Annotated in this window: 20 protein-coding genes; 11 read left to right on the plus strand and 9 right to left on the minus strand. The window is 62.5% G+C overall.

What is annotated here, in order from left to right; genetic code table 11:
- Nucleotides 1-7: 7 nt before the first annotated feature.
- Nucleotides 8-1,105: a DNA-processing protein DprA gene (gene dprA, locus BLS27_RS08315; RefSeq protein WP_425262099.1), complete on the minus strand. Its 1,098-nt coding sequence runs from the start codon at nucleotides 1,103-1,105 to the stop codon at nucleotides 8-10.
- Between the two features lie 208 nt (nucleotides 1,106-1,313).
- On the opposite strand from dprA, the gene def reads away from it, so the two are divergent.
- The 5 genes from def to BLS27_RS08340 are packed head-to-tail and all read left to right on the plus strand — an operon-like array spanning nucleotide 1,314 to nucleotide 5,843.
- On the plus strand, nucleotides 1,314-1,820 hold the full coding sequence (def, locus tag BLS27_RS08320) for a peptide deformylase (protein WP_016394290.1): 507 nt from the start codon (nucleotides 1,314-1,316) through the stop codon (nucleotides 1,818-1,820).
- 60 nt (nucleotides 1,821-1,880) lie between these two features.
- Nucleotides 1,881-2,813, plus strand: coding sequence for a methionyl-tRNA formyltransferase (gene fmt / locus BLS27_RS08325; protein WP_043207598.1), 933 nt, complete (start codon nucleotides 1,881-1,883; stop codon nucleotides 2,811-2,813).
- On the plus strand, nucleotides 2,810-4,120 hold the full coding sequence (gene rsmB, locus BLS27_RS08330; protein WP_090344116.1) for a 16S rRNA (cytosine(967)-C(5))-methyltransferase RsmB: 1,311 nt from the start codon (nucleotides 2,810-2,812) through the stop codon (nucleotides 4,118-4,120). Before fmt ends, rsmB begins: the two co-directional genes overlap by 4 nt.
- 22 nt (nucleotides 4,121-4,142) lie before the next feature.
- On the plus strand, nucleotides 4,143-5,516 hold the full coding sequence (gene trkA / locus BLS27_RS08335; protein ID WP_043207594.1) for a Trk system potassium transporter TrkA: 1,374 nt from the start codon (nucleotides 4,143-4,145) through the stop codon (nucleotides 5,514-5,516).
- A gap of 12 nt (nucleotides 5,517-5,528) precedes the next feature.
- Complete coding sequence (locus tag BLS27_RS08340) at nucleotides 5,529-5,843, plus strand: tetratricopeptide repeat protein (protein ID WP_043207591.1); 315 nt, start codon at nucleotides 5,529-5,531, stop codon at nucleotides 5,841-5,843.
- A gap of 95 nt (nucleotides 5,844-5,938) precedes the next feature.
- On the opposite strand, the gene BLS27_RS08345 is transcribed toward BLS27_RS08340, so the two are convergent.
- Together BLS27_RS08345 and BLS27_RS08350 are read right to left on the minus strand one after the other, a co-directional pair.
- On the minus strand, nucleotides 5,939-6,826 hold the full coding sequence (locus tag BLS27_RS08345) for a lysophospholipid acyltransferase (RefSeq protein ID WP_043207587.1): 888 nt from the start codon (nucleotides 6,824-6,826) through the stop codon (nucleotides 5,939-5,941).
- 41 nt (nucleotides 6,827-6,867) lie between these two features.
- Entirely contained in the window at nucleotides 6,868-7,419 is a 552-nt protein-coding gene (locus BLS27_RS08350) for a DNA-3-methyladenine glycosylase I (protein ID WP_043207586.1), read from the minus strand.
- 87 nt (nucleotides 7,420-7,506) lie between these two features.
- Between BLS27_RS08350 and glyQ the strand changes: the two genes are divergently transcribed.
- The 4 genes from glyQ to BLS27_RS08370 all read left to right on the plus strand — a co-directional run bounded on the left by glyQ (nucleotide 7,507) and on the right by BLS27_RS08370 (nucleotide 11,871).
- Nucleotides 7,507-8,454, plus strand: coding sequence for a glycine--tRNA ligase subunit alpha (gene glyQ / locus BLS27_RS08355; protein ID WP_043207584.1), 948 nt, complete (start codon nucleotides 7,507-7,509; stop codon nucleotides 8,452-8,454).
- Nucleotides 8,451-10,505, plus strand: a complete 2,055-nt coding sequence (gene glyS / locus BLS27_RS08360) for a glycine--tRNA ligase subunit beta (RefSeq protein WP_043207582.1) — start codon at nucleotides 8,451-8,453, stop codon at nucleotides 10,503-10,505. The genes glyQ and glyS overlap by 4 nt, the downstream gene beginning before the upstream one ends.
- 3 nt (nucleotides 10,506-10,508) lie before the next feature.
- On the plus strand, nucleotides 10,509-11,036 hold the full coding sequence (gene gmhB, locus BLS27_RS08365) for a D-glycero-beta-D-manno-heptose 1,7-bisphosphate 7-phosphatase (protein WP_043207580.1): 528 nt from the start codon (nucleotides 10,509-10,511) through the stop codon (nucleotides 11,034-11,036).
- Nucleotides 11,037-11,100: 64 nt separating this feature from the next.
- Nucleotides 11,101-11,871, plus strand: a complete 771-nt coding sequence (locus tag BLS27_RS08370) for a lysophospholipid acyltransferase family protein (RefSeq protein WP_070575627.1) — start codon at nucleotides 11,101-11,103, stop codon at nucleotides 11,869-11,871.
- A gap of 249 nt (nucleotides 11,872-12,120) precedes the next feature.
- On the opposite strand, the gene BLS27_RS08375 is transcribed toward BLS27_RS08370, so the two are convergent.
- Both BLS27_RS08375 and BLS27_RS08380 read right to left on the minus strand, forming a co-directional pair.
- The gene (locus BLS27_RS08375; protein WP_090344119.1) at nucleotides 12,121-13,743 is read right to left on the minus strand and encodes an MFS transporter; all 1,623 of its coding nucleotides are present in this window, start codon (nucleotides 13,741-13,743) and stop codon (nucleotides 12,121-12,123) included.
- Nucleotides 13,744-13,839: 96 nt separating this feature from the next.
- Complete coding sequence (locus tag BLS27_RS08380; RefSeq protein WP_090344125.1) at nucleotides 13,840-15,486, minus strand: GMC family oxidoreductase; 1,647 nt, start codon at nucleotides 15,484-15,486, stop codon at nucleotides 13,840-13,842.
- A 237-nt stretch (nucleotides 15,487-15,723) separates the two neighbouring features.
- Between BLS27_RS08380 and BLS27_RS08385 the strand changes: the two genes are divergently transcribed.
- Nucleotides 15,724-16,611, plus strand: a complete 888-nt coding sequence (locus BLS27_RS08385) for a LysR family transcriptional regulator (RefSeq protein ID WP_070575617.1) — start codon at nucleotides 15,724-15,726, stop codon at nucleotides 16,609-16,611.
- Here the strand turns inward: BLS27_RS08385 and BLS27_RS08390 are convergent.
- Genes BLS27_RS08390 through BLS27_RS08400 form a run of 3 tightly spaced genes read right to left on the minus strand, consistent with a single transcriptional unit; the run spans nucleotide 16,600 to nucleotide 19,612 of the window.
- A complete protein-coding gene (locus tag BLS27_RS08390; RefSeq protein ID WP_090344128.1) occupies nucleotides 16,600-17,418 on the minus strand; it encodes a sulfite exporter TauE/SafE family protein in 819 nt (272 codons plus the stop codon). The two genes, BLS27_RS08385 and BLS27_RS08390, sit on opposite strands and share 12 nt — an antisense overlap.
- Complete coding sequence (locus BLS27_RS08395; RefSeq protein WP_090344131.1) at nucleotides 17,415-18,695, minus strand: NAD(P)/FAD-dependent oxidoreductase; 1,281 nt, start codon at nucleotides 18,693-18,695, stop codon at nucleotides 17,415-17,417. Before BLS27_RS08395 ends, BLS27_RS08390 begins: the two co-directional genes overlap by 4 nt.
- A gap of 32 nt (nucleotides 18,696-18,727) precedes the next feature.
- A complete protein-coding gene (locus BLS27_RS08400; RefSeq protein ID WP_090344134.1) occupies nucleotides 18,728-19,612 on the minus strand; it encodes an MBL fold metallo-hydrolase in 885 nt (294 codons plus the stop codon).
- 317 nt (nucleotides 19,613-19,929) lie between these two features.
- On the opposite strand from BLS27_RS08400, the gene BLS27_RS08405 reads away from it, so the two are divergent.
- A complete protein-coding gene (locus BLS27_RS08405) occupies nucleotides 19,930-21,234 on the plus strand; it encodes a sigma-54 interaction domain-containing protein (protein WP_232095206.1) in 1,305 nt (434 codons plus the stop codon).
- A 67-nt stretch (nucleotides 21,235-21,301) separates the two neighbouring features.
- Here BLS27_RS08405 and gyrB read toward each other — a convergent pair whose 3' ends face one another.
- A complete protein-coding gene (gene gyrB / locus BLS27_RS08410) occupies nucleotides 21,302-23,722 on the minus strand; it encodes a DNA topoisomerase (ATP-hydrolyzing) subunit B (RefSeq protein WP_043214213.1) in 2,421 nt (806 codons plus the stop codon).
- Nucleotides 23,723-23,725 lie beyond the last annotated feature (3 nt).

The raw sequence follows: 23,725 nt of genomic DNA on the forward strand, positions 1-23,725 counted from the left end.
AGTGTACTTAGCTGTTTCGGGCAAACCAACGCCCAGCTTCGTTGCTCACCCGCCCACCCAGCTCCAGTTCCGTGAGGCTGGCCAGCACCTGGGCCAGGGGCTGCCCGCTGCTGTGGGCCAGGGCTTCGCTGGTCTGGGGCGCGGCATGCAGCAGGGCGAGCAATGGGTGGTCCGAGTGTTCCACAGGTGCAGGAGGCAGGTTTTGCCAGCCTTTGAGGCTGTCGAGGATCTGCTCAACGCTTTCAACCAGCAACGCACCGTCGCGGATCAGCTGATGGCAGCCCTTGGAGCCGGGGTGGTGGATCGAACCGGGAATGGCGTACACCTCCCGGCCTTGCTCGGCCGCCAGTCGCGCGGTGATCAGCGAACCACTGGCCAGACTCGCCTCGACCACTAGCACTCCTAGCGACAGACCGCTGATGATCCGGTTGCGTCGGGGAAAATTCGCGGCATGCGGATTGGCATCCAAGGGAAACTCCGACACCAGCGCACTGCCACCTTCGATCATGTCCCGGGCCAGCTCGCGATGGCGCTGTGGATAAAGTTTTTGCAGACCCGTGCCGAGCACGCCGACGGTGTGCCCACCGGCCTGCAATGCCGCCCGATGAGCGGCACCATCGACCCCCAGAGCCAACCCGCTGGTGATGGTGAAACCGGCCTGGGCAAGACACCGGGAAAATGCCTTGGCGGTGTCCAGCGCAGGCGGCGTTGCGCGGCGACTGCCGACGACGGCCAGCTGCGGCCGCTCGAGCAATGTAGGGTCGCCGGCCACGAAGAGCAGCGGCGGGGCTGTGTCCGTCTCAGCAAGCAGCGCGGGATACGAAGGGGCGTCCCACATCAGCAAATGCTGGCCCGGACGCTCTAGCCAGGCCATTGCGGCGGCAGCGCCGTCACGAACTTCGGCGCTGCGACGGGCCTCGGCACAGGCCGCCGGCAAGCCCAGCGCACGCCAAGCGCTGGCGGGAGCTGTGAGGGCCGAAGCGGCATCGCCGAAGGCATCGATCAGGGCGTGGAAACGTCGCGGGCCCACTTCGGGCAGCTGATGCAAACGCAGACGCGCCTCGAGTTCGGCAGGTGGACAGGCGGGCACAACAGGCATGTTCATGGCGGATCATCCTTGATCGGCAAGGGGTCATCCACGTGGCACAACCTGTGGATAACTTTGTTGATAATACTTTGACAAGCTGTCCATGGAATGGACCTGATGCAGTCCTTTCACACCCTAGCCGAGCTTTGCCAGGTGCCGAATGCCCCGATTCCCTTTATTATGTGTGCTCAGTTTTCAACCGAACGCACAGTGACTGCCTGACCTTATGGCCATCTTGAACATTCTCGAATTCCCGGACCCGCGCCTGCGCACCATCGCCAAACCGGTGACGGAGTTCGACGACGCCCTGCGTCAGCTGATCGACGACATGTTTGAAACCATGTACGAAGCCCCTGGCATCGGCCTGGCCGCCACCCAGGTCAATGTGCACAAGCAGGTCGTGGTCATGGACCTCAGCGAAGACCGCAGCGAGCCGCGCGTCTTCATCAACCCCAGCGTCGAAGAGCTGACCCACGACATGGGCCAGTACCAGGAAGGCTGCCTGTCGGTGCCGGGCTTCTACGAGAACGTCGACCGTCCCCTGCGTGTACGGGTCAAGGCCCAGGACCGCGACGGCAAGCCGTTCGAGCTGGAATGCGAAGGCCTGCTGGCAGTGTGCGTGCAACACGAGTTCGATCACCTCAACGGCAAGCTGTTCGTCGACTACCTGTCACAGCTCAAACGCGACCGGATCAAGAAGAAGCTGGAAAAGCAGCACCGCCAGCAAGCCTGATCCCCACCTTCCAGAAGGCTTGCTTCGGCAAGCCTTTTTCTTTTTCAAAGCGAGAACTCCATGCGCATCGTCTTCGCAGGCACCCCAGAGTTTGCCGCCGAACACCTCAAAGCCCTGCTCGACAGCCCCTACGAAGTGGTGGCCGTCTACACCCAGCCCGACCGTCCGGCTGGCCGTGGCCAGAAACTCATGCCCTCGGCGGTCAAGCAGCTGGCCGTTGAAAACGCCATCCCGGTGTACCAACCGCAGAGCCTGCGCAACGCCGAGGCCCAGGCGGAGCTTGCCGCGCTCAAGCCAGACCTGATGGTGGTAGTCGCCTACGGCTTGATCCTGCCTCAGGTGGTGCTGGATATCCCGCGCCTGGGCTGCATCAACAGCCACGCCTCTCTGCTGCCGCGCTGGCGCGGCGCCGCGCCTATCCAGCGGGCAGTCGAAGCCGGCGATGCCGAAAGCGGCGTGACCGTGATGCGCATGGAGGCCGGCCTGGACACCGGCCCCATGCTGCTCAAGGTCGTGACCCCGATCAGCGCCGAGGACACCGGCGGCACCCTGCACGACCGCCTCGCCCAGATGGGCCCAGGCGCCGTGGTGCAGGCCATTGCAGGCCTGGCAGACGGCAGCTTGCAAGGTGAGGTTCAGGATGACGCTCTGGCCACCTACGCCCACAAGCTGAACAAAGACGAAGCACGCATCGACTGGAAACGCCCAGCCATAGAGCTGGAGCGTCTGATCCGCGCTTTCAACCCGTGGCCGGTGTGCCACAGCACCCTGGACGGCGAGAGCGTCAAGGTCCTGGCTGCGCAGTTGTCCACAGGCAAGGGCAACCCTGGCGAGATCCTTTCCGCCAGCAAGGATGGCCTGGTGGTCGCCTGCGGCGAAGGCGCCCTGAGCCTGACCCGCCTGCAACTGCCGGGCGGCAAGCCGCTGGCCTTCAGCGACCTGTTCAACAGCCGCCGCGAGAAGTTCGCTAGCGGTAAGGTACTCGGCCAATGAATCCTCGCCTGGCCGCCGCCCGTGCCTTGGCCGCCGTGCTCAGCGGCAAGGCCTCGCTCAACAGCTCGTTGCCCGCGCAACTGGACAAGGTCGAGGAGCGTGATCGCGGCCTGGTCCAGGACCTGGCCTTCGGTACCGCCCGCTGGCAGCCGCGCCTGGATCTGTTGGCCGCCCAGCTGCTGCAAAAGCCCTTCAAGGCCGCCGATGCCGATGTTCAGGCCTTGCTGCTGGTCGGCCTGTACCAGCTGTTCTACACCCGCATTCCGGCCCACGCCGCCATTGGCGAAACCGTCGGTTGCGCCGACAAGCTCAAGAAGCCGTGGGCCAAAGGCTTGCTCAATGCCGTGCTGCGCCGCGCCCAGCGTGAAGGCGAGGCACTGCTCGCCGACATGGAGCGCGACCCGGTGGTGCGCACCGCTCACCCACGTTGGCTGCAAAAGGCGCTCAAGGCATGCTGGCCGCAGCAGTGGGAAGCGATTTGCGCTGCCAACAACGCCCATCCGCCGATGATCCTGCGGGTCAACCGCCGCCACCACAGCCGTGACGCCTACCTGGCGCTATTGACCGAGACCGGCATCAGCGCCAGCCCTTGCCAATACAGTCGCGATGGCATCCTGCTGGCCGAAGCCTGTGACGTGCGCGGCCTGCCAGGCTTTGCCGAGGGCTGGGTCAGCGTGCAGGACGAGGCCGCGCAACTGGCCGCCGACCTCATGGAACTGGCGCCCGGCCAGCGCGTGCTGGACGCCTGCTGCGCCCCGGGCGGCAAGACCTGCCACCTGCTCGAAGCCGAAGCCGGGTTGGCCGAAGTGGTCGCCATCGACCTGGAAGCCAAGCGCCTGGCGCGGGTGCGCGAGAACCTCGACCGCTTGCAGCTGGACGCCCAGCTGATCGCCTGCGATGCCCGCGACACCGCCAGTTGGTGGGACGGCAAGCCGTTCCAGCGCATCCTGCTCGACGCGCCCTGCTCGGCCACCGGCGTCATCCGTCGCCACCCGGACATCAAGCTGACCCGCCAGGCTGACGACATCCCGGCCCTGGCCGCGCTGCAAGGCGAGCTGCTCGATGCCCTGTGGCCGACCCTCGAAGTCGGCGGCATGCTGGTCTACGCCACCTGTTCGAGCCTGCCGACCGAAAACACCGAAGTGATCGAGGCCTTCCTCGCCCGCACCCCCGGTGCCCGCGAGCTGGACCTGGCACTCGAGGCCGGCCTGCGCCAGCCCCACGGCCGCCAGCTGCTGGCCCAGGAGGGCGGCCACGACGGCTTCTACTATGCCAAGCTGATCAAGATCGCCGCCTCGCGCGGATAAGCACAAGGACTAGGAGTAGCGGATGAAGATCATCATCCTCGGCGCAGGGCAGGTGGGCGGCACGCTGGCAGAGCACCTGGCCAGCGAAGCCAACGACATCACCGTGGTCGACACCGACGGCGACCGCCTGCGCGACCTGGGCGACCGCCTGGACATCCGCACCGTGCAAGGCCGCGGCTCGCTGCCTACGGTGCTGCGCCAGGCCGGTGCCGACGACGCCGACATGCTGGTGGCGGTAACCAACAGCGACGAGACCAACATGGTCGCCTGCCAGGTGGCCTATTCGCTGTTCCACACCCCGACCAAGATCGCCCGGGTGCGCGAGTCGGCCTACCTGACTCGTGAAGAGCTGTTCGACAACGACCACATCCCGGTGGATGTGCTGATCAGCCCGGAACAGGTGGTGACCAACTACATCAAACGCCTGATCGAGCACCCCGGCTCCCTGCAGGTGATCGACTTCGCCGACGGCAAGGCGCAACTGGTGGCGGTCAAGGCCTATTACGGCGGGCCACTGGTGGGCCAGCAACTGCGCCAGATCCGCGCCCACATGCCCAACGTCGATACCCGTGTGGCGGCCATCTTCCGTCGCGACCGCCCCATCACGCCGCGAGGCGATACGGTGATCGAAGCCGACGACGAAGTCTTCTTCATTGCCGCGCGCAAGGACATCCGCGCGGTGATGGGCGAGCTGCGCCGCATCGATGAAAGCAACAAGCGCGTGGTCATCGCCGGGGGCGGGCAGATCGGCGAACGCTTGGCCGAGGCCATCGAAAGCCGTTACCAGGTGAAGATCATCGAGATGAGCCCGACCCGCTGCCGCCATCTCTCCGACACCCTGGAAAGCACCGTGGTGCTGCAGGGCAGCGCCTCGGACAAGGACCTGATGCTCGAGGAGAACATCGCCGACGCCGACATCTTCCTGGCCCTTACCAACGACGATGAGGCCAATATCATGTCCTCGTTGCTGGCCAAGCGCCTGGGTGCACGCAAGGTGATGACCATCATCAACAACCCGGCCTATGTCGACCTGGTCCAGGGCGGCGATATCGACATCGCCATCAGCCCGCAGCTGGCTACCATCGGTACGCTGTTGGCCCACGTGCGCCGCGGCGACATCGTCAGCGTGCACTCGCTGCGCAGGGGCGCGGCGGAGGCCATCGAGGCGGTCGCGCATGGCGATGCCAAGTCGAGCAAAGTGATCGGCAAGGCCATCGAAGACATCGCCCTACCGCCAGGCACGACCATCGGCGCGATCATCCGCGACGAGCAAGTGCTGATCGCCCACGACGACACAGTGATCGAAGCGGGTGATCATGTGATCCTGTTCGTTGTGGATAAAAAGCACATCCGTGACGTGGAAAAGCTGTTCCACGTCGGCCTGAGTTTCTTCTAGGGAGAAAACGGCATGCGCGAATCGCTGGAAAAGATGCTGGCCAAGGGTGTGGATAACGCCCTGCTACGCTTTGGCCTGGGCAAGGCGTGGCTCGATGAAGGCAACGGTGCCGAGGCGGCGGTGCACTTGGCGCGCTGCGTGGAGCACGATCCGAAGTACTCGGCGGCCTGGAAGCTGCTGGGCAAGGCCTACCAGCTACAGGGCGACCTGGCGGCGGCGCGCAAGGCCTGGGAAGAGGGGATCGCGGCGGCGCAGGCCCACGGGGACAAGCAGGCCGAGAAGGAGATGGCGGTGTTCCTGAAGAAACTCGACAAGGCAGCAGGTTGACGCGGTCCCTATGGGGGCGGGTAAACCCGCTCCCACAGGGGCCCTGCTGAAACAGGCAGAGTTGTATGGAGCCTGTTCCAGCGGCGGTGGATAACTCAATACCAGCGCGCTTCGCCCGCCGGACGCTTCTTGAAGCGCTTCATGCTCCACATGTACTGGCTTGGATACTCGCGTACGTAACGCTCGACGACCTTGCTCATGGCGGCGGCCGCCACGGTCACATCCTCGCTGTACATCTCCTCGGGCGCAGCTTCCAGGAACACCTTGAAGCCAGAGCCATCCGGCAGACGCAGCGCATGCAGGAACACGCCTACCGCCTTGCCGCCCGCCAGCATGTTGGGCACGAACTTGCTGGTCAACGCCTGGGTGCCGAGAAATGGCACGAACACTCCAGCGGACTCGGCCGGCTCCGGGTCGGCCGGAATTCCCACCTGACCGCCCCGACGCACTTCCTTGATCACGCTGAGGATGCCTTCCTTGGTCGAAGGCGCCACGCGGTTACCCATCTGCACCCGCTGCTCGCGCAGCAGATCATCCACAGCTTTGAGCTTGGGTGGGCGGTAGAAGATGATCGGTTTGCACTGGCTGCAATAGAAGTGGTTCAACACCTCCCAATTGCCCAAGTGACTGGTGATGCCCACAACGCCCTTGCCCGAGGCCAGGGCCTGCTCCAGGACCTCCAGGCCATGCACTTCCTTGATCAGCTCCAGCGAGCGCTGGGGAGGCCAGATCCAGGCGCAGGCGCTTTCGACGAAGGACTTGCCGATGTCCTTCAGTGCACGGCCCACGAGTTGTTCGCGCTCGGCCGGGTTCATTTCCGGGAAGCACTTGGCCAGGTTGATGCGCACCACATTGCGCGAACCGTTGGGGATCTTCCACATGAGCCAGCCGATACCCGCGCCGACCCGCTGCACTGCGCCCCAGGGCAGCTTGGCGAACAGTCGCAGCACCCCGACCATCAGGGCGCCTTTGAATTTTTCCACAGCCGGATTCCTTATTTCTGCAAGGCGGGCATTGTAACGCTTCAGCGCAGCAACGCGGCGTAGCGATCACAGTCGGTGGTGTGGTCCATGACCATGCCGGTGGCCTGCATGAAGGCGTAGCAGATGGTCGGCCCGACGAACGTGAAGCCGGCCTTCTGCAGGGCCTTGCTCATGGCCCGGGCCTCGTCGGTAACCGCTGGCACCTCGCCGCGCGTCTTGAAGTGGTTGATCCTGGGCGCGCCACCGACGAACGACCACAACCACTCGGCCGGGTTATCCACAGCCAGCCAGGCCTGGGCATTGCGCCGCGCGGCCTTGAGCTTGAGGCGATTGCGGATGATCCCCGCGTCGAGCATCAGCTCTTCGATCCGCTCGTCGCTCATCTGCGACAGCTTCACCGGGTCGAAGCCATGCAGTACCTCGCGGTAGCGCTCGCGTTTCTTCAATACCGTGATCCACGAAAGCCCGGCCTGGAACCCTTCGAGTAAAAGCATCTCGAAGAGCAACGCCGGGTCACGCTGAGGCGTTCCCCACTCCTGGTCGTGATAGGCCTGGTACAACGGATCGTCAGTACACCAGAAGCAGCGTGGCATAAGGCTCCATTCCATGGGTAGAGGGCGAGGCGAATCGGGTTATACTCCCGCTCTTTACATCCGCATCCCCAGATACAGGTGAATTTCGTGAGCCAGCCTACGCCAGCCGTGCGTACCTTCCAAGACCTCATCCTCGCCCTGCAGCAATACTGGGCGGAGCAAGGTTGTGTGGTGCTTCAGCCCTACGATATGGAAGTAGGCGCCGGCACTTTCCATACCGCCACTTTCCTGCGCGCCGTCGGCCCGGAAACCTGGAACGCCGCCTATGTGCAGCCTAGCCGTCGCCCAACCGACGGACGGTATGGCGAAAACCCCAACCGCCTGCAGCACTACTACCAGTTCCAGGTGGTGCTCAAGCCGAACCCGGCCAACTTCCAGGAGCTGTACCTCGGCTCGCTGAAGGCGATCGGCCTGGACCCGCTGGTCCACGACATCCGTTTCGTCGAAGACAACTGGGAATCGCCGACCCTCGGCGCCTGGGGCCTGGGTTGGGAAATCTGGCTCAACGGCATGGAAGTGACCCAGTTCACCTACTTCCAGCAGGTCGGTGGCATCGAGTGCTTCCCCGTTACCGGTGAAATCACCTATGGCCTGGAGCGTCTGGCCATGTACATCCAGGGCGTGGACTCGGTCTATGACCTGGTCTGGGCCGACGGCCCGTTCGGCAAGGTCACCTATGGCGACGTGTTCCACCAGAACGAAGTGGAGCAGTCGACTTACAACTTCGAGCACGCCAACGTCGAGAAACTGTTCGAGCTGTTCGACTTCTACGAAAGCGAAGCCAACCGCCTGATCAAGCTGGACCTGCCGCTGCCGACCTACGAAATGGTCCTGAAGGCGTCCCACACCTTCAACCTGCTCGACGCCCGCCGCGCCATCTCGGTGACCGAGCGTCAGCGCTACATCCTGCGCGTGCGTACCCTGGCCCGGGACGTGGCGCAAAGCTATCTGCAAGCCCGCGCACGCCTGGGCTTCCCGATGGCGACCCCTGAACTGCGTGACGAAGTGTTGGCTAAGCTGGAGGCTGCACAATGAGTGCTCAAGATTTTCTGGTCGAACTGGGCACCGAAGAGCTGCCACCGAAGGCCCTCGCCAGCCTCGGCGACGCCTTCCTGGCCGGCATCGAGAAAGGCCTGCAGGCCGCCGGCCTGAACTACACCGGCAAGCAGGTCTATGCTGCCCCGCGCCGTCTGGCCGTGCTGATCCGCCAGCTGGACGTGCAGCAGCCTGACCGCAGCATCAACATCGACGGTCCGCCCCGCCAGGCCGCCTTCGACGCCGAGGGCAACCCGACCCAGGCCGCCCTGGGCTTCGCCAAGAAATGCGGCGTCGACCTGGCCGAGATCGACCAGAGCGGTGCCAAGCTGCGCTTCTCGCAGCACATTCCAGGCAAGGCCACCGCCAGCCTGCTGCCAACCATTGTCGAAGACTCGCTCAACGATCTGCCGATCCCCAAGCGCATGCACTGGGGCGCCAGCCGTGAAGAGTTCGTGCGTCCGACCCAGTGGTTGGTGATGCTGCTCGGTGACCAGGTCGTCGAATGCACCCTCCTGGCCCAGAAAGCCGGTCGCGAATCCCGTGGCCACCGCTTCCACCACCCGGAAAACGTGGTCATCACCACCCCGGCCAACTACGTCGAAGACCTGCGCAAGGCCTACGTGCTGGCCGACTTCGCCGAGCGTCGCGAGCTGATCGCCAAGCGCACCGCGGAGCTGGCGATGCAGCAGGAAGGCACAGCTGTCGTGCCGCCGGCGCTGCTGGACGAAGTGACCGCTCTGGTCGAATGGCCTGTGCCGCTGGTGTGCTCCTTCGAGGAGCGTTTCCTGGAGGTGCCGCAGGAAGCCTTGATCACCACCATGCAGGACAACCAGAAGTACTTCTGCCTGTTGGACAGCGAAGGCAAGCTGCTGCCGCGCTTCATCACCGTGGCCAACGTCGAGAGCCGTGATCCGAAGCAGATCGTGCTGGGCAACGAGAAGGTCGTGCGTCCGCGCCTGACCGACGCCGAGTTCTTCTTCAAGCAGGACAAGAAACAGCCGCTGGAAACCTTCAACGAGCGCCTGAAGAACGTGGTCTTCCAGGCTCAGCTGGGCACTGTCTACGACAAGGCCGAGCGCGTTTCCAAGCTAGCTGCGTTCATCGCTCCGCTGATTGGCGGCAATGCCCAGCGCGCAGGCCGCGCAGGCCTGCTGTCCAAGTGCGACCTGGCCACCGAGATGGTCGGCGAATTCCCTGAGATGCAAGGCGTTGCCGGCTACTACTACGCCCAGAACGATGGCGAGCCGGAAGACGTGGCCCTGGCGCTGAACGAGCAGTACATGCCGCGCGGTGCTGGCGCCGAGCTGCCGCAGACCCTGACCGGTGCCGCCGTGGCCATCGCCGACAAGCTCGACACCTTGGTCGGCATCTTCGGCATCGGCATGCTGCCGACCGGCAGCAAGGACCCCTACGCGCTGCGCCGCGCCGCCCTGGGCGTGCTGCGCATCCTGATCGAGAAGCAGCTGGACCTGGATTTGACCACCGCGGTCGAATTCGCCGTCAAGCAGTACGGTGCCAAGGTCAAGGCCGCCGGCCTGTCCGAGCAGGTGCTGGAGTTCATCTTCGACCGCCTGCGCGCGCGCTACGAAGACGAAGGCATCGACGTCGCCACCTACCTCTCGGTGCGTGCCCTCAAGCCGGGCTCTGCCCTGGACTTCGATCAGCGCGTGCAGGCCGTGCAGGCCTTCCGCAAGCTGCCTGAAGCCGAAGCCCTGGCCGCGGTGAACAAGCGCGTGTCGAACCTGCTGAGCAAAGCCGAAGGCGCCATCGCCGAGCACGTCGAGCCCAAGTACTTCGACAATGCCAACGAGTTCTCCCTGTATTCGGCCATCCAGCAGGCCGACCAAGCCGTGCAACCGATGGCTGCCGCGCGTCAGTACAGCGAGTCGCTGGCCCGCCTGGCCGCCCTGCGTGATCCGGTCGACGCCTTCTTCGAGGCGGTGATGGTCAACGCCGAAGATGCCAAGGTCCGCGCCAACCGTTATGCCCTGCTCAGCCGCCTGCGCGGCCTGTTCCTGGGCGTGGCCGACATCTCGCTGCTGGGGTAAGCCTTGAAACTGCTGATTCTTGATCGAGACGGAGTGATCAACCACGACTCCGACGCCTACATCAAGTCGCTGGATGAATGGATTCCCATTCCGGGCTCGATCGAGGCCATCGCGCAGTTGAGCAAGGCGGGCTGGACGGTGGCCGTGGCCACCAACCAGTCCGGCATCGCCCGCGGCTATTATCCGCTGGCGACCCTGGAGGCCATGCATGCACGCCTGCGCGCGCTAGTGGCCGAGCAAGGGGGAGAGGTGGGTTACATCGTGCATTGCCCGCACGGCCCGGACGACGGTTGCGATTGCCGCAAACCCAAGCCTGGCATGCTGCGGGCGATTGCCGAGCATTATCAGGTCGATCTGGCTGGCGTCTGGTTTGTCGGCGACAGCAAAGGTGACCTGGAGGCCGCCCTGGCCGTCGATGCACAACCTGTGCTGGTGAAGACCGGCAAAGGACAAAGGACGCTGGAAAAAGGCGTTCCGCAAAACACTTTGATTTTCGACGATCTGGCAGCCATCGCCAGAGAACTAATTTAAGTAGTGCGCCCGCTGTGGCGCACTTTTCCTTAGGCGGGCAGGCCCCGCAACGGTACATGCCACTATGTCGATCCTGCAGGCGATCAGAATCTTTCTTTTTTACCTGCTGTTGGGCACCAGTTCGCTGCTGTGGTGCTCGCTGAGTTTCTTCGTCGCACCGTTTCTGCCGTTCCACAAGCGCTACCGGTTCATCAATGTTTACTGGTGCCGCTGCGCCGTATTCCTGGCACGGGTGATCTTGGGCATTCGCTACAAGGTCACCGGCGCCGAGAATGTGCCCAAGGAGCCCTGCGTGATTCTGTCCAACCACCAGAGCACTTGGGAGACGTTCTTCCTGTCTGCCTATTTTTCGCCGCTGAGCCAGGTGCTCAAGCGTGAGCTGCTGTACGTGCCGTTCTTTGGTTGGGCAATGGCGATGCTTCGCCCGATCGCCATCGACCGGAAAAACCCAAAGGAGGCCCTGCGCCAAGTCGCCAGCAAGGGCGACGAGCTGCTCAAGCAGGGCGTGTGGGTACTGATTTTCCCCGAGGGCACTCGGGTCCCCCACGGACAGATCGGAAAGTTTTCCCGAGGCGGTACCGCCCTGGCGGTGAATGCCGGGCTGCCGGTGCTGCCGATCGCGCACAATGCAGGCAAGTTCTGGCCACGTGAAGGTTGGGGCAAGCGCCCGGGGACCATCGAAGTGGTGATCGGCGAGCCGATGTACCCGGTGGGCACTGGCCCGCGGGCGATCGCAGAGCTCAACGACCGCGCCCAGGCCTGGAACGAGGCGGCACAGCGGGCCATGGGATCGCTGCCGCCGGTGGCGGAAAGCCAGGCGGAACACAATGTTTGACGATCTGTGGATAACTTGTGAGCAAGTTTTGGATCATTACCTTGAAATGCTACTTAAGTGATTGATTTAAAAGCTTATTTCTTTGTATGACCTTTTCTTGGAAATCGTGCATAAGTTTTTTCGCAGCATAAAAAAACCGGCTTTTACGCCGGTTTTTTTATGTCCGCAGCACCGCTGATAGCGTGAAGACTTGCGGGAGCGGATAAACCCGCTCCCGCAAAATACCCTGCGCGCGACCAAGGCCAGGCACTAGACCTTGTCGATATCCACATCCTTGGTCTCTTTCAGGCAGAACAACCCCACCACCAGACTCACCCCGGTAATCAGCACCGGGTACCACAGCCCATAGAAGATATCCCCGGTGTACACCACCAAGGCGAACGACACGGTCGGCAGGAAGCCACCGAACCAGCCATTGCCAATGTGATACGGCAGGGACATGGAGGTGTAGCGGATGCGGGTCGGGAACAGCTCGACCATTACTGCCGCCAAAGGCCCATAGGTCATGGTGGCAATCAGGATCATGGCGACGATCAGCACCACCACCATCACCTGGTTGACGCTCGCGGGATCCGCCTTGGCCGGGTAGCCAGCCTGCTCGATGGCCGAGCGCATGGCCGCCTCGTCAAACCCATCGATGCGCTGCTCGCCGATGGAGACCTGCACCGCAGATCCCGCTGGCGCATCCAACGAGCTGTACGGCAGGCCTTGTTTGACCAGGAACGTCTTGACCTTGTCGCAAGGGCTGTCGAAACGAGCCTTGCCCACCGGGTCGAACTGGAATGTGCAGCCTTGTGGATCGGCCGTAACGACGATCGGCGCCTGCCGGCTGGCCGCGTCGATCTGTGGGTTGGCGTAGTGGCTCAGCGCCTTGAACATCGGGAAGTACAGCACCGTGGCCAGTAGCAGGCCGATCATCAGGATCGGCTTACGCCCCACTCGGTCGGACAACCAGCCGAAGAACACGAAGAACGGCGCACCAATCACCACGCTGATGATCAGCAGGGTATTGGCCTGGGCCGGGTCCATCTTGAGCATCTGGGTCAGGAAGAACAGCACATAGAACTGCGCCGTGTAGAAGGTCACGGCCTGGCCGGCGTTGATACTGAACAGAGCGGTCAACACGACCTTGAGGTTCGGCCAGGAGGTGAAAGATTCGCGGATCGGCGATTTGCTGACCTTGCCTTGGGCCTTCATCTTCACGAAGGCGGGCGACTCTTCCATGCTCATGCGGATCCACGTGGAGATCGCCAGCAAGAAGATCGACAACAGGAATGGCAACCGCCAGCCCCAAGCCTCGAATTGGTCACCACTGATGTAGCGGCTGCCCAGCACGACGACCAGCGAAAGCAGCAAACCAAGCGTTGCGGTGGACTGGATGAACCCGGTATGAAAACCACGCTTGCCAGGCGGTGCGTGCTCGGCGACGTAGGTTGCTGCGCCGCCATACTCACCGCCCAGAGCCAGGCCCTGAAGCATGCGCAGCACCACCAAGATGATGGGTGCGGCGATGCCGATGCTGGCATAGGTGGGCAATAGACCAACGGCGAAGGTCGACAGGCCCATCAGCACGATGGTCACCAGGAAGGTGTACTTACGCCCGATCATGTCACCCAGGCGGCCGAAGACCAGCGCGCCGAACGGGCGGACCAGAAAGCCGGCTGCAAAGGCCATAAGCGCGAAGATGAACGCCGTGGTGTCGTTGACCCCTGCAAAAAACTGCTTGCTGATCACCGCCGCCAATGCGCCATAGAGAAAAAAGTCATACCACTCGAACACCGTCCCGAGGGATGACGCGAAAATGATCTTACGTTCCTCACGTCGGCTGACCGTGCTGGCAGCCGTACCTTGCTCTTGGATGTAATCCGACATCGTTGCTGTCCTCGGCCCGCAGGCCACAGTGATTATTGTTGTTTTCCACTGTCGGCGGCCTCTGACCGCAAGCCGCCGGTGTTGCACGCACCCGGGTCAGGGCGTCGGTATCGCGGTGTCGCTGAGGTTGGTCTGGGTGAGAGCCCCCTTGAGGATCAGTTGCGCCGCCTTCTCGGCGATCATCAACGTGGGTGAGCAGGTATTGCCCGAAACGATCTGCGGCATGATCGAGGCATCGGCTACCCGAAGGCCCGGCACGCCATGAACGCGCAGCTGGTTATCCACAACGTCCAGTGGGCCGCTGCCCATGCGGCAGGTGCCCACGGGATGGAAGATAGTGGTGCCGATCTTGCCGGCAGCCTCGTGCAATTGTTGTTCAGTCTGCAGTGCCGGGCCTGGCAGGTACTCACGCGGATCGAATGCTGCCAGGGCAGGGGCCTGAACGATGCGCCGAGTGATGCGAATGGCATCGGCGGCGACTTTGAGGTCTTGCGGATCACTCAGGTAATTGGGATCGATCAATGGCGCAGCAAGCATGTCCGCGCTGCGGATATCGATGCGCCCACGGCTGACCGGGCGCAGGTTGCAGACCGAGGCGGTGAACGCCGGGAAGCGGTGCAGCGGCTCGCCGAAGCGCTCCAGCGACAAGGGTTGTACGTGGTATTGCAGGTTGGCGGTGGCCTGCTCAGGGCCCGAACGTACGAAGGCACCCAGCTGGCTTGGCGCCATGGCCAACGGGCCACTGCGGTCATAGAGGTAGCGCAGGCCCATGCCCATCTTGCACCATAGACTGTTGGCCATCTGATTGAGCGTGCGGGTGTTGCGGATCTGGTAGATCAGGCGCAGTTGCAGGTGGTCCTGCAGGTTGCCGCCCACACCCGGCAGCTCATGACGAACCCCGATGCCCAACCCCTCGAGCAACTTGCGCGGCCCGATGCCAGAGCGCTGCAGGATGCCAGGCGAGCCGACCGAACCGGCGCACAGAATGATCTCCCGGCGCGCCTTGAATGCCTGCCAGGCCCCTTGCCAGCGGGCCTTGACCGCTGAGGCCCGAGCATTTTCGAGGATGATCTGGTCGACCGGAACACCGGTGAGCACCGTGAGGTTCGGACGCCCTTGCACCGGCCGGAGGAAGGCCTTGGAGGCGTTCCAACGCACACCGCTGCGTTGATTGACCTGAAAGTATCCACAACCTGCGTTGTCGCCGGTATTGAAATCCGCCACCTTGGCGATGCCGCTCTGCTCGGCCGCATCGCGGAAGGCATCGAGGATCGGCCAGCTGTAGCGCTGCTGTTCGACACGCCATTCGCCCTCGGCGCCATGGCTGTCGCTGGCACCGGCGAAGTGACACTCGCTGGCCTTGAACAACGGCAACACATCCTTCCACGCCCAGCCGTCATTGCCTTGTTCGGCCCAGCGGTCGTAGTCGGCTGCCTGGCCGCGCATGTAGATCATCCCGTTGATCGAGGAGCACCCACCCAACACCTTGCCCCGGGGATACCCCAGGCTGCGACCACCCAAGCCTGGCTGCGCCTCGGTCTTGAAGCACCAGTCGGTGCGTGGGTTGCCGATGCAGTAGAGGTAACCGACGGGAATGTGAATCCAGGGGTAGTTGTCGCGGCCACCCGCTTCGAGCAGCAGCACGCGGCAGGACGGGTCGGCGGACAAGCGGTTGGCCAGCAAGCAACCGGCTGGACCGGCACCGACGACCACATAGTCGAAGACTGAATCGGCTGATGGCATGTGAAACCTCGCGCCTGATTTTTATTCTTGTCCCTGACCATCTTATTGATTAATTTCGAGGACGAAACACGAGATTTCGCGCAGCCGCTGTGCGTTTTAGCACAGCGCTATACCTGAGCCGGCCCTTCGCGGGTAAACCCGCTCCCATAGGTTATCGCCGAACTCAGGATCGGCGGAGAACCTGTCGGAGCGGGTTTACCCGCGAAAGGGCCAGCGCGAACAGCCAAAAGGATCAGCATGTTCGACTGGAACGATCTGCGGTTTTTCCTCGAGTTGCAGCGCAGCGGCCGTTTGCTCAGCGCCGCCAAACGCCTCAACACCACCCACAGCACCGTGGCTCGGCATATCGAGAGCATCGAGCAGAGCCTGGGTACTGCGCTGTTCGTCCAGCACGCTCAGGGTTATGAACTCACGCCGTCCGGACAGGCTCTGCTCAAGCATGCCGAAGCCATGGAGAATGTGGCCTTGCTCGCTCAGGAAGAGATCACCCAGGCCATCACGCCATTGGGCAAGATCCGACTGGGGGTCACCGAGGGCATCGGCATCATGTTCTTCACCCCACGTATGAACGCCCTGTTCGAGCGCTACCCGGGGCTGGAAGTGGAACTGGTGGCGGTGCCGCGGTTCGTCAGCATCCTCAACCGGGAAGCAGAGATCAGCATCCACCTGGAGCGACCCAGCGCAGACCTGCTGATCACTCGCAAACTCACCGACTACCGCCTGGCGCTGTACGCCAGCCAGGCGTACCTGGATCGGGCGCCGCCGCTGCGCAACCGTGAGGACCTGGCCCGGCATAGCTGGATCGGCTATGTCGACGATCTGCTGTTCAGCCAAGAGCTGCTGTTTCTCAACAGTTTCTGCCGGGCGCCCAACGTGGTGTTCCGAAGCACCAGCGTGATCGCCCAGCAGCATGCCGCACGCGCCGGGCTGGGCATTGCCGTGCTGCCCAATTACATGGCCCGCCATGACCCCTCGCTGGTGCGGGTGCTGCCCAGTGAAACCATCCAGCGCAGCTACTGGATCTGCACCCGACGGGAGCTACACAAGTCGGTGCGCCTGCGGGTGGTCTGGGACTACCTGCTGGCCTTGTGCAACGCGGAGCAGGACGAACTGCTAGCCGAGTAGCGCCTTGCCCGCCAACAGCAATGCAGCGCCGATCCCCGTCACGGCAAATAACTGCTGCAGGCGTGGCCCGGCCAGCTTACTCGCCAGGGGCCGGGCCAGCAGCAGACCCAACACAGCCCCGACAGCAAACGGCGCGCCCACTGCCCAGTGCATGACACCGGCCAGGCTGGCGCTGACCACGCTGCCTGTGGATACCAGGGCGATCACCGCCAGGGAAGTGGCAACGATGCTCTTCATGTCCAGGTTGGTGTAGCGGTTCAGGGCCGGAATGATGACGAAGCCGCCACCGACGCCCAGCAGGCCGGACAGCAGCCCAGACAGCACACCGGTAAACGCCAGCGCGCGAGCACAAGGCAGGGTCCAGCGTAAGCGCCCCTGCAACGGGTTGAGCACGCAGGGCATGATCTGGCGCTCACCGCAGGCCGGTTTGCCGCGCAGTTCACGGCCGGCTCTGCGCCAAATGCGCTGGCAGGCATAGACCAACACGCCAGCGAACACCAACGCCAATGGCGTATTGGGCAGACGGTGCGCCAGCATCAGGCCGAGCGGTGCCGCGATGACCCCGAGGGCCGCGATGAACAACGCCGCACGGTAGCGCACCACCCCCTTGCGCAAACCCAGCACGGCGCCGACCCCGGCTGCCAACCCCACGGCGAGCAAGCCGATGGGCGCCGCTTCGACCATCGACAAACCGAGACCGAACACCAACAGGGGTACGGCAAGGATGCCCCCACCGGCACCAGTGAGTGCCAGCACGGCCCCAATGATCGCGCCGAGCCCAGCTCCGATCAGTTGATGTTCGATCACTGCCCGACCTCGGCCACCAGCGGTTGAGGTCGCGCCAACCATTCACGACCTTTGAGCATGCCTTTCCAGTACAACGGCGGAAGTATCTGCGCCTTGAGCAGCCAGGCCAGGCGAGTGGGCTGGCGACCATCGAGCAACCAACGCGGAAAGCTCGGCGCCACCTTGCCGCCGTAGGTGAACTCGGCAAGCACGATCTTCCCGCGCTCGACGGTAAGCGGGCAAGAACCATACCCATCGTATTGGGCGAGGGTGGGCAGGCGCCCCAGCGCAACTAGCACATTGTTAGCCACCACCGGCGCTTGCTTGCGCGCCGCAGCGGCGGTCTTGGCATTGCTGGTGTTGGTGACATCTCCCAGCGCATGGATGTTGGCGAACTGGCGGTGACGCAGCGTGGCAGGGTCCACATCGACCCAGCCGGCAGCATCGACCAGCGGGCTCTGGCGGATGAAGTCCGGCGCAACTTGTGGAGGCACTACATGCAGCATCTCGAAGCCCTCGACGCGGGTCTCGCTGCTGCCATCGGGCAATGTGCGCACGAAAGTCGCACGCTTGTTCGGGCCATCCACCGCCACCAGGCGATGGCTGTAGTTGAGGTCCACAGCGTACTTGTCGATGTAAGCCATCAGGGCCGGAACATAGTCAGGCACGCCGAACAGCACCGCGCCGGCATTGAAGAAACGGGCCTTGATCGCGCCCAGGTGGCCTTGGCGCAACCAATGGTCACAGGACAGGTACAACGCTTTCTGGGGCGCACCGGCACACTTGATTGGCATTGGCGGCTGGGTGAAGAGGGCACTGCCTTTTTTCAGGTTCTGCACCAACTGCCAGGTGTAGGGTGCCAGGTCATAGCGGTAGTTGGAGGTGACGCCGTTGCGGCCCAAGGTGTCGCTTAGACCTTCGATGGCATTCCAGTCGAGCTTGAGGCCCGGGCAAACCACCAATTGCTCGTAGCTGACGGCGCGACTGTCCTCGAGCATGACCAGTTGCGCCTGGGGATCGAAGCGCTCGACCCGCGCCTTGATCCAGCGTACGCCACGCGGAATGGTCGAGGCCATGGTCCGGGCTGTGCTCGGGGCATCGAACACGCCCGCGCCGACCATGGTCCAGCCAGGCTGGTAGTAATGCACATCGGCCGGATCGATCACGGCGATGTCCAGGGATGGGTCGCGGCTGATCAGGCTGGAGGCGGTAGCGATACCGGCGGCGCCGGCTCCGACAATGACCACCTTGTGATGGTCAGCGCATGAAGAGTCGGCAGGGGACTGCAAGGCAGGCATGGCGGTGTTTCCTTGGAATAGTCGTTATGTGTTCAGAGCACGTTCAGCGGAATCTTCAGATAGCTCACGCCATTGTCCTCAGGCTCGGGGAACTGGCCGCTGCGCATGTTGACCTGCACCGAGGGCAGGATCAGCACGGGCATCTCGAGGGTGGCGTCACGGGCTTCGCGCATGGCCACGAAGTCGTCCTCGCTGATACCTTGGTGGATGTGGATGTTGCTGGCGCGCTGTTCGGCAACGGTCGTGACGAAGCGCATCTCCCGACCACCTGGCAGGTAGTCGTGGCACATGAACAGCTGAGTCGTGTCAGGGAAGGCCAGCAGGCGGCGGATCGAGCGATACAGCGTGCGCGCATCGGCGCCGGGGAAATCACAGCGCGCGGTGCCGTAGTCCGGCATGAACAGCGTGTCCCCTACAAACACCGCCATCTCGCCACTGTCCTCCACCACGTAGCTCATGCACGCCGGTGTATGCCCTGGCGTATGCAGGGCACGGGCACGCAGGTTGCCGATCAGGAAGATCTCCTCGTCTTCGAGCAGTACATCGAACTGGCTGCCATCCCGGGCAAAGCCTGGCGCTTCATTGAACAGTTCGCCGAAGGTCTTTTGCACTTGGGTGATGAGGGCGCCGATCGCTACATGTCCGCCCAGCTTTTCCTTCAGATAGGCCGCTGCGGAGAGGTGGTCGGCGTGGACATGGGTTTCCAAGATCCATTGGACCTGGGCACCCAACGCCTGTACCCGGGCGATCAAGGCATCGGCCGATTCGGTGCTGGTACGGCCCGATTTGGGATCGTAATCCAATACGCTGTCGATCAGCGCGCACTGGCCGGAGCTTCGGTCCAGAACGAGGTAACTGATGGTAGAGGTCACCTTGTCGTACAAGGCTTCCACATGAAGGTTGCTGCCGATGATCATTGCACGTCTCCAGATTTATCCACCGCGCCTTCTAGAGGCGTAGGCAGTATTTGGAGGTTTATCAAGATGCATGCCAGTCAGGCGCAGTGGGCAGCGCTGGCTGTTACGCAGACGCGGTGGTGTCGGGAAGGCCAGTAAAAACAGGGAATTCACGGTGAACCCATTGCATCCGGAGCACGGATGACGCGAGCCAGGGTTCCCTCTGAACCACCAGGATCTGCCATGCCTGTCAGCCCCCTTGGCAGTCGACTGTCAGCCAATGGCAGTGTTTGGCAGTCCCTGTTAACCTCGCCGGGTACTTGCCACCGGTCACCGTCATGTCCGCGTTTAGTGTGTCAGCCCAGCATCCCGCCATCCTCGCCCTGGTGTCTTACCTGGAACACGATGTGCTGCCCAGCATCATTCTGGACACCGACTACAACATCCTCGCGGCCAATGCGGCCTATCGCCGTCAGTTCGGCAAGGATGATCACGCCCCCGTGGGAGAGAAATGCCACCGGGTTTCCCACCACTATGCGGTGCCATGTGACCAGGCGGGCGAGCATTGCCCCTTGCGCAAGGCGTGGGACAGCAAGGTGCCGGAGCGGGTTTTGCACATCCATCACACGCCTCGCGGGCCTGAGCATGTGGACGTAGAACTTCGACCGATCCTGGATGAACAGGGCGGGGTGGTGGCCTTCGTCGAACGGCTCACCAGCGTGACGCTTGCCTCGGCGCAACCTCAGGAGCAAGGGCTGGTAGGTCGATCAGCAGCATTCAAGACAGCCCTGGCGAGCCTGCAGCGGGCAGCGCCAGCGCAGATCCCGGTGTTGCTGCAAGGCGAGTCCGGTACTGGCAAGGAGCTGTTCGCCCGTGCCTTGCATCTGGGCAGCCCTCGGGCCAATGGCCCCTTGGTAGTGGTCGATTGTACGGGCCTCACCGAATCGCTGTTCGAAAGCGAGTTGTTCGGGTACGAGAAGGGCGCCTTCACCGGTGCCACCCAACGCAAGATCGGCCTGGCCGAAGCAGCCCATGGTGGCACCCTGTTTCTCGATGAGATTGGCGAAGTCCCCCTGGCAATGCAGGTGAAGCTGCTGCGCCTGATCGAGTCCGGCAGCTTCCGGCCCGTGGGCAGCACCCGTACGGTCCACTCCGATTTTCGCCTGGTCTCGGCGACCCACAAGCCTCTAAAGGAAATGGCCGCCGCCGGTACCTTCCGCGAAGACCTTTACTATCGCATCAGCGGCTTCCCCATCCGTTTGCCCGCCCTGAGAGAGCGCGTGGAAGACCTGCCATTACTGGCCGAGAGCCTGCTGCAGCGCATGGGTAAGCAATCACCGAAGTTGCTACCCGAAGCCCTCCAACGGCTGAGCATGCACCCCTTCCCGGGGAACATCCGCGAATTACGCAACATCCTCGAGCGGGCACGCCTGTTTGCCGATGAAGGCCTGATTCGACCTGAGCACCTACCGGAGGACATCGGCCCGACGGCAGCTCAGGGTTTACATCGTCGCAGTCGCAATGAGCTGGGCGACTTGGCCCAGGCCTTGGAAAACTTTCGCGGGTCACGCAGTGAACTGGCCCGTCATTTGGGCATGAGTGAGCGGACGTTGTATCGACGCCTGCGTGAATTGGGGCTATAGGTTCTACGAGCGCATAAACAAAAAGCCCCGGCAATGCCGGGGCTTTTTGTTTATGCGGTGGACCTGATCAGAAGTCCAGGTTCGATACCGACAAGGCGTTGCTTTCGATGAAGTCACGGCGCGGCTCGACTGCATCACCCATCAGGGTGTTGAACAGCTGGTCGGCAGCGATCGCATCTTCGATGGTCACCTTCAGCATCCGGCGTACGGTTGGGTCCATAGTGGTCTCCCACAGCTGATCCGGGTTCATCTCACCCAGACCTTTGTATCGCTGGATGGTGTGACGCTTGGCGGTTTCGTTCATCAGCCAATCCAGGGCTTCCTTGAACTCAGTGACCGCCTTGCGACGCTCGCCCCGCTGCACGTAGGCACCTTCGCCGAGGAGGGTGCTGAGCTTGGCGCCAATGGCGACTACAGTCCGGTAGTCGTTGCTGCCGAAGAAGTCACGATTGAAGGTGACGTAGCTGGCCAACCCGTGGGAGGTGATTTCCACTTCCGGCAGCCAGAGGTTGCGTTCCTTGTCTTCGCGCAGGCTGGCCTGGTAGGTGAGGCCGGACTTCTGGCTGTTGCTCAGACGCTCCTGGAACTGCGCCAGCCAGGTCTGCATAACAGCTTGGTTGGCCAGTTGCTCCAGGGTGACTTCCGGCAGGTAGATGAAGTGCTCGGTAAGCTCTTCAGGATACAGACGCGAAAGACGCTTGAGCGTTTTCATCACGGAACGGAATTCGTTCACCAGGCTTTCAAGCTGAACGCCGGAAACCGCTGGCGCCGATTCGTCCAGGTGCAGGCTGGCATCTTCCAGGGCCGACTGCGTCATGTACTCTTCCATGGCGTCGTCGTCCTTGATGTATTGCTCTTGCTTGCCTTTCTTCACCTTGTACAGCGGTGGCTGGGCGATATAGATGTAGCCGCGCTCGACCAGCTCTGGCAGTTGGCGGAAGAAGAAGGTCAGCAGCAGGGTACGGATGTGCGAACCGTCCACGTCAGCATCGGTCATGATGATGATGTTGTGATAACGCAGCTTGTCGATGTTGTACTCTTCACGGCCAATACCGCAGCCCAGGGCAGTGATCAAGGTGCCCACTTCCTGGGAGGAGATCATCTTGTCGAAACGCGCTTTCTCGACGTTGAGGATCTTACCCTTGAGCGGCAGGATCGCCTGGGTGCGACGGTTACGACCTTGCTTGGCCGAGCCACCCGCGGAGTCACCCTCCACCAGGTACAGTTCGGAAAGGGCAGGGTCCTTTTCCTGGCAATCAGCGAGTTTGCCTGGCAGGCCTGCGATGTCCAATGCACCTTTGCGGCGGGTCATCTCACGTGCCTTGCGCGCTGCTTCACGGGCGCGGGCAGCATCGATCATCTTGCCGACCACCGCCTTGGCTTCGTTGGGGTTTTCCAACAGGAAGTCGGCAAAGTACTTGTTCATCTCCTGTTCCACGGCGGTCTTCACCTCCGAGGAAACCAGCTTGTCCTTGGTCTGCGAGCTGAACTTCGGATCCGGCACCTTGACCGAGATGATCGCGGTCAGACCTTCACGGGCATCGTCGCCAGTGGTCGCGACCTTGTTCTTCTTGGCCAGACCTTCCTGTTCGATGTAGTTGTTCAAGCTACGGGTGAGCGAGGAGCGGAAACCGACCAGGTGGGTACCACCGTCACGCTGCGGAATGTTGTTGGTGAAGCACAGCAGGTTTTCGTTGAAGCTGTCGTTCCACTGAAGGGCGACTTCGACACCCACACCGTCGTCACGTTGAACATTGAAGTGGAACACCTGGGAGTTGACCGGGGTCTTGTTGGTGTTCAGGTATTCGACGAACGCGCGCAGGCCACCTTCATACTTGAAGAACTCTTCCTTGCCGGTACGTTCATCCTTGAGCAGGATGCCGACGCCCGAGTTCAGGAACGACAGTTCGCGAATACGCTTGGCAAGGATGTCCCAGCTGAAGTGGATGTTCTTGAAGGTTTCGGCCGAAGGCTTGAAGTGAATATGTGTACCGGTAGTTTCACTCTCACCGACCACTGCCATCGGGGCCTGTGGAACACCGTGAACGTACGTCTGTTCCCAGATCTTGCCACTACGGCGAACGGTCAGTACCAGCTTCTCGGACAGGGCGTTCACAACGGAAACACCTACACCGTGCAGGCCGCCCGAAACCTTATAGGAGTTGTCGTCGAACTTACCGCCCGCATGGAGGACGGTCATGATGACCTCAGCTGCCGAGACACCTTCTTCTTTGTGCACGTCGACAGGAATGCCGCGACCGTTGTCGCGAACACTAATGGATTCGTCCGGGTGAATGATGACAGTGATGTCGTCGCAATGACCCGCGAGGGCTTCGTCGATCGAGTTGTCGACCACCTCGAAGACCATGTGGTGCAGGCCGCTGCCATCATCGGTGTCGCCAATGTACATGCCGGGGCGTTTGCGCACGGCATCCAGTCCTTTCAGCACCTTGATGCTGGAGGAGTCGTACGTTTGATTTTCGCTCATGCC

The sequence above is a fragment of the Pseudomonas guariconensis genome, from assembly GCF_900102675.1.
GTDB classification, from domain to species: Bacteria; Pseudomonadota; Gammaproteobacteria; order Pseudomonadales; family Pseudomonadaceae; genus Aquipseudomonas; species Aquipseudomonas guariconensis.

Excerpts from the sequence above, each read along its gene's own strand:
- gyrB (WP_043214213.1), bottom strand. The coding sequence starts at position 23,722 with ATGAGCGAAAATCAAACGTACGACTCCTCCAGCATCAAGGTGCTGAAA.
- BLS27_RS08405 (WP_232095206.1), top strand. The coding sequence starts at position 19,930 with ATGTCCGCGTTTAGTGTGTCAGCCCAGCATCCCGCCATCCTCGCCCTG.
- BLS27_RS08370 (WP_070575627.1), top strand. The coding sequence starts at position 11,101 with ATGTCGATCCTGCAGGCGATCAGAATCTTTCTTTTTTACCTGCTGTTG.
- BLS27_RS08395 (WP_090344131.1), bottom strand. The coding sequence starts at position 18,695 with ATGCCTGCCTTGCAGTCCCCTGCCGACTCTTCATGCGCTGACCATCAC.
- BLS27_RS08350 (WP_043207586.1), bottom strand. The coding sequence starts at position 7,419 with ATGCCACGCTGCTTCTGGTGTACTGACGATCCGTTGTACCAGGCCTAT.
- rsmB (WP_090344116.1), top strand. The coding sequence starts at position 2,810 with ATGAATCCTCGCCTGGCCGCCGCCCGTGCCTTGGCCGCCGTGCTCAGC.
- BLS27_RS08385 (WP_070575617.1), top strand. The coding sequence starts at position 15,724 with ATGTTCGACTGGAACGATCTGCGGTTTTTCCTCGAGTTGCAGCGCAGC.
- glyS (WP_043207582.1), top strand. The coding sequence starts at position 8,451 with ATGAGTGCTCAAGATTTTCTGGTCGAACTGGGCACCGAAGAGCTGCCA.
- def (WP_016394290.1), top strand. The coding sequence starts at position 1,314 with ATGGCCATCTTGAACATTCTCGAATTCCCGGACCCGCGCCTGCGCACC.
- dprA (WP_425262099.1), bottom strand. The coding sequence starts at position 1,105 with ATGAACATGCCTGTTGTGCCCGCCTGTCCACCTGCCGAACTCGAGGCG.
- BLS27_RS08375 (WP_090344119.1), bottom strand. The coding sequence starts at position 13,743 with ATGTCGGATTACATCCAAGAGCAAGGTACGGCTGCCAGCACGGTCAGC.
- fmt (WP_043207598.1), top strand. The coding sequence starts at position 1,881 with ATGCGCATCGTCTTCGCAGGCACCCCAGAGTTTGCCGCCGAACACCTC.
- BLS27_RS08380 (WP_090344125.1), bottom strand. The coding sequence starts at position 15,486 with ATGCCATCAGCCGATTCAGTCTTCGACTATGTGGTCGTCGGTGCCGGT.
- BLS27_RS08340 (WP_043207591.1), top strand. The coding sequence starts at position 5,529 with ATGCGCGAATCGCTGGAAAAGATGCTGGCCAAGGGTGTGGATAACGCC.
- BLS27_RS08400 (WP_090344134.1), bottom strand. The coding sequence starts at position 19,612 with ATGATCATCGGCAGCAACCTTCATGTGGAAGCCTTGTACGACAAGGTG.
- trkA (WP_043207594.1), top strand. The coding sequence starts at position 4,143 with ATGAAGATCATCATCCTCGGCGCAGGGCAGGTGGGCGGCACGCTGGCA.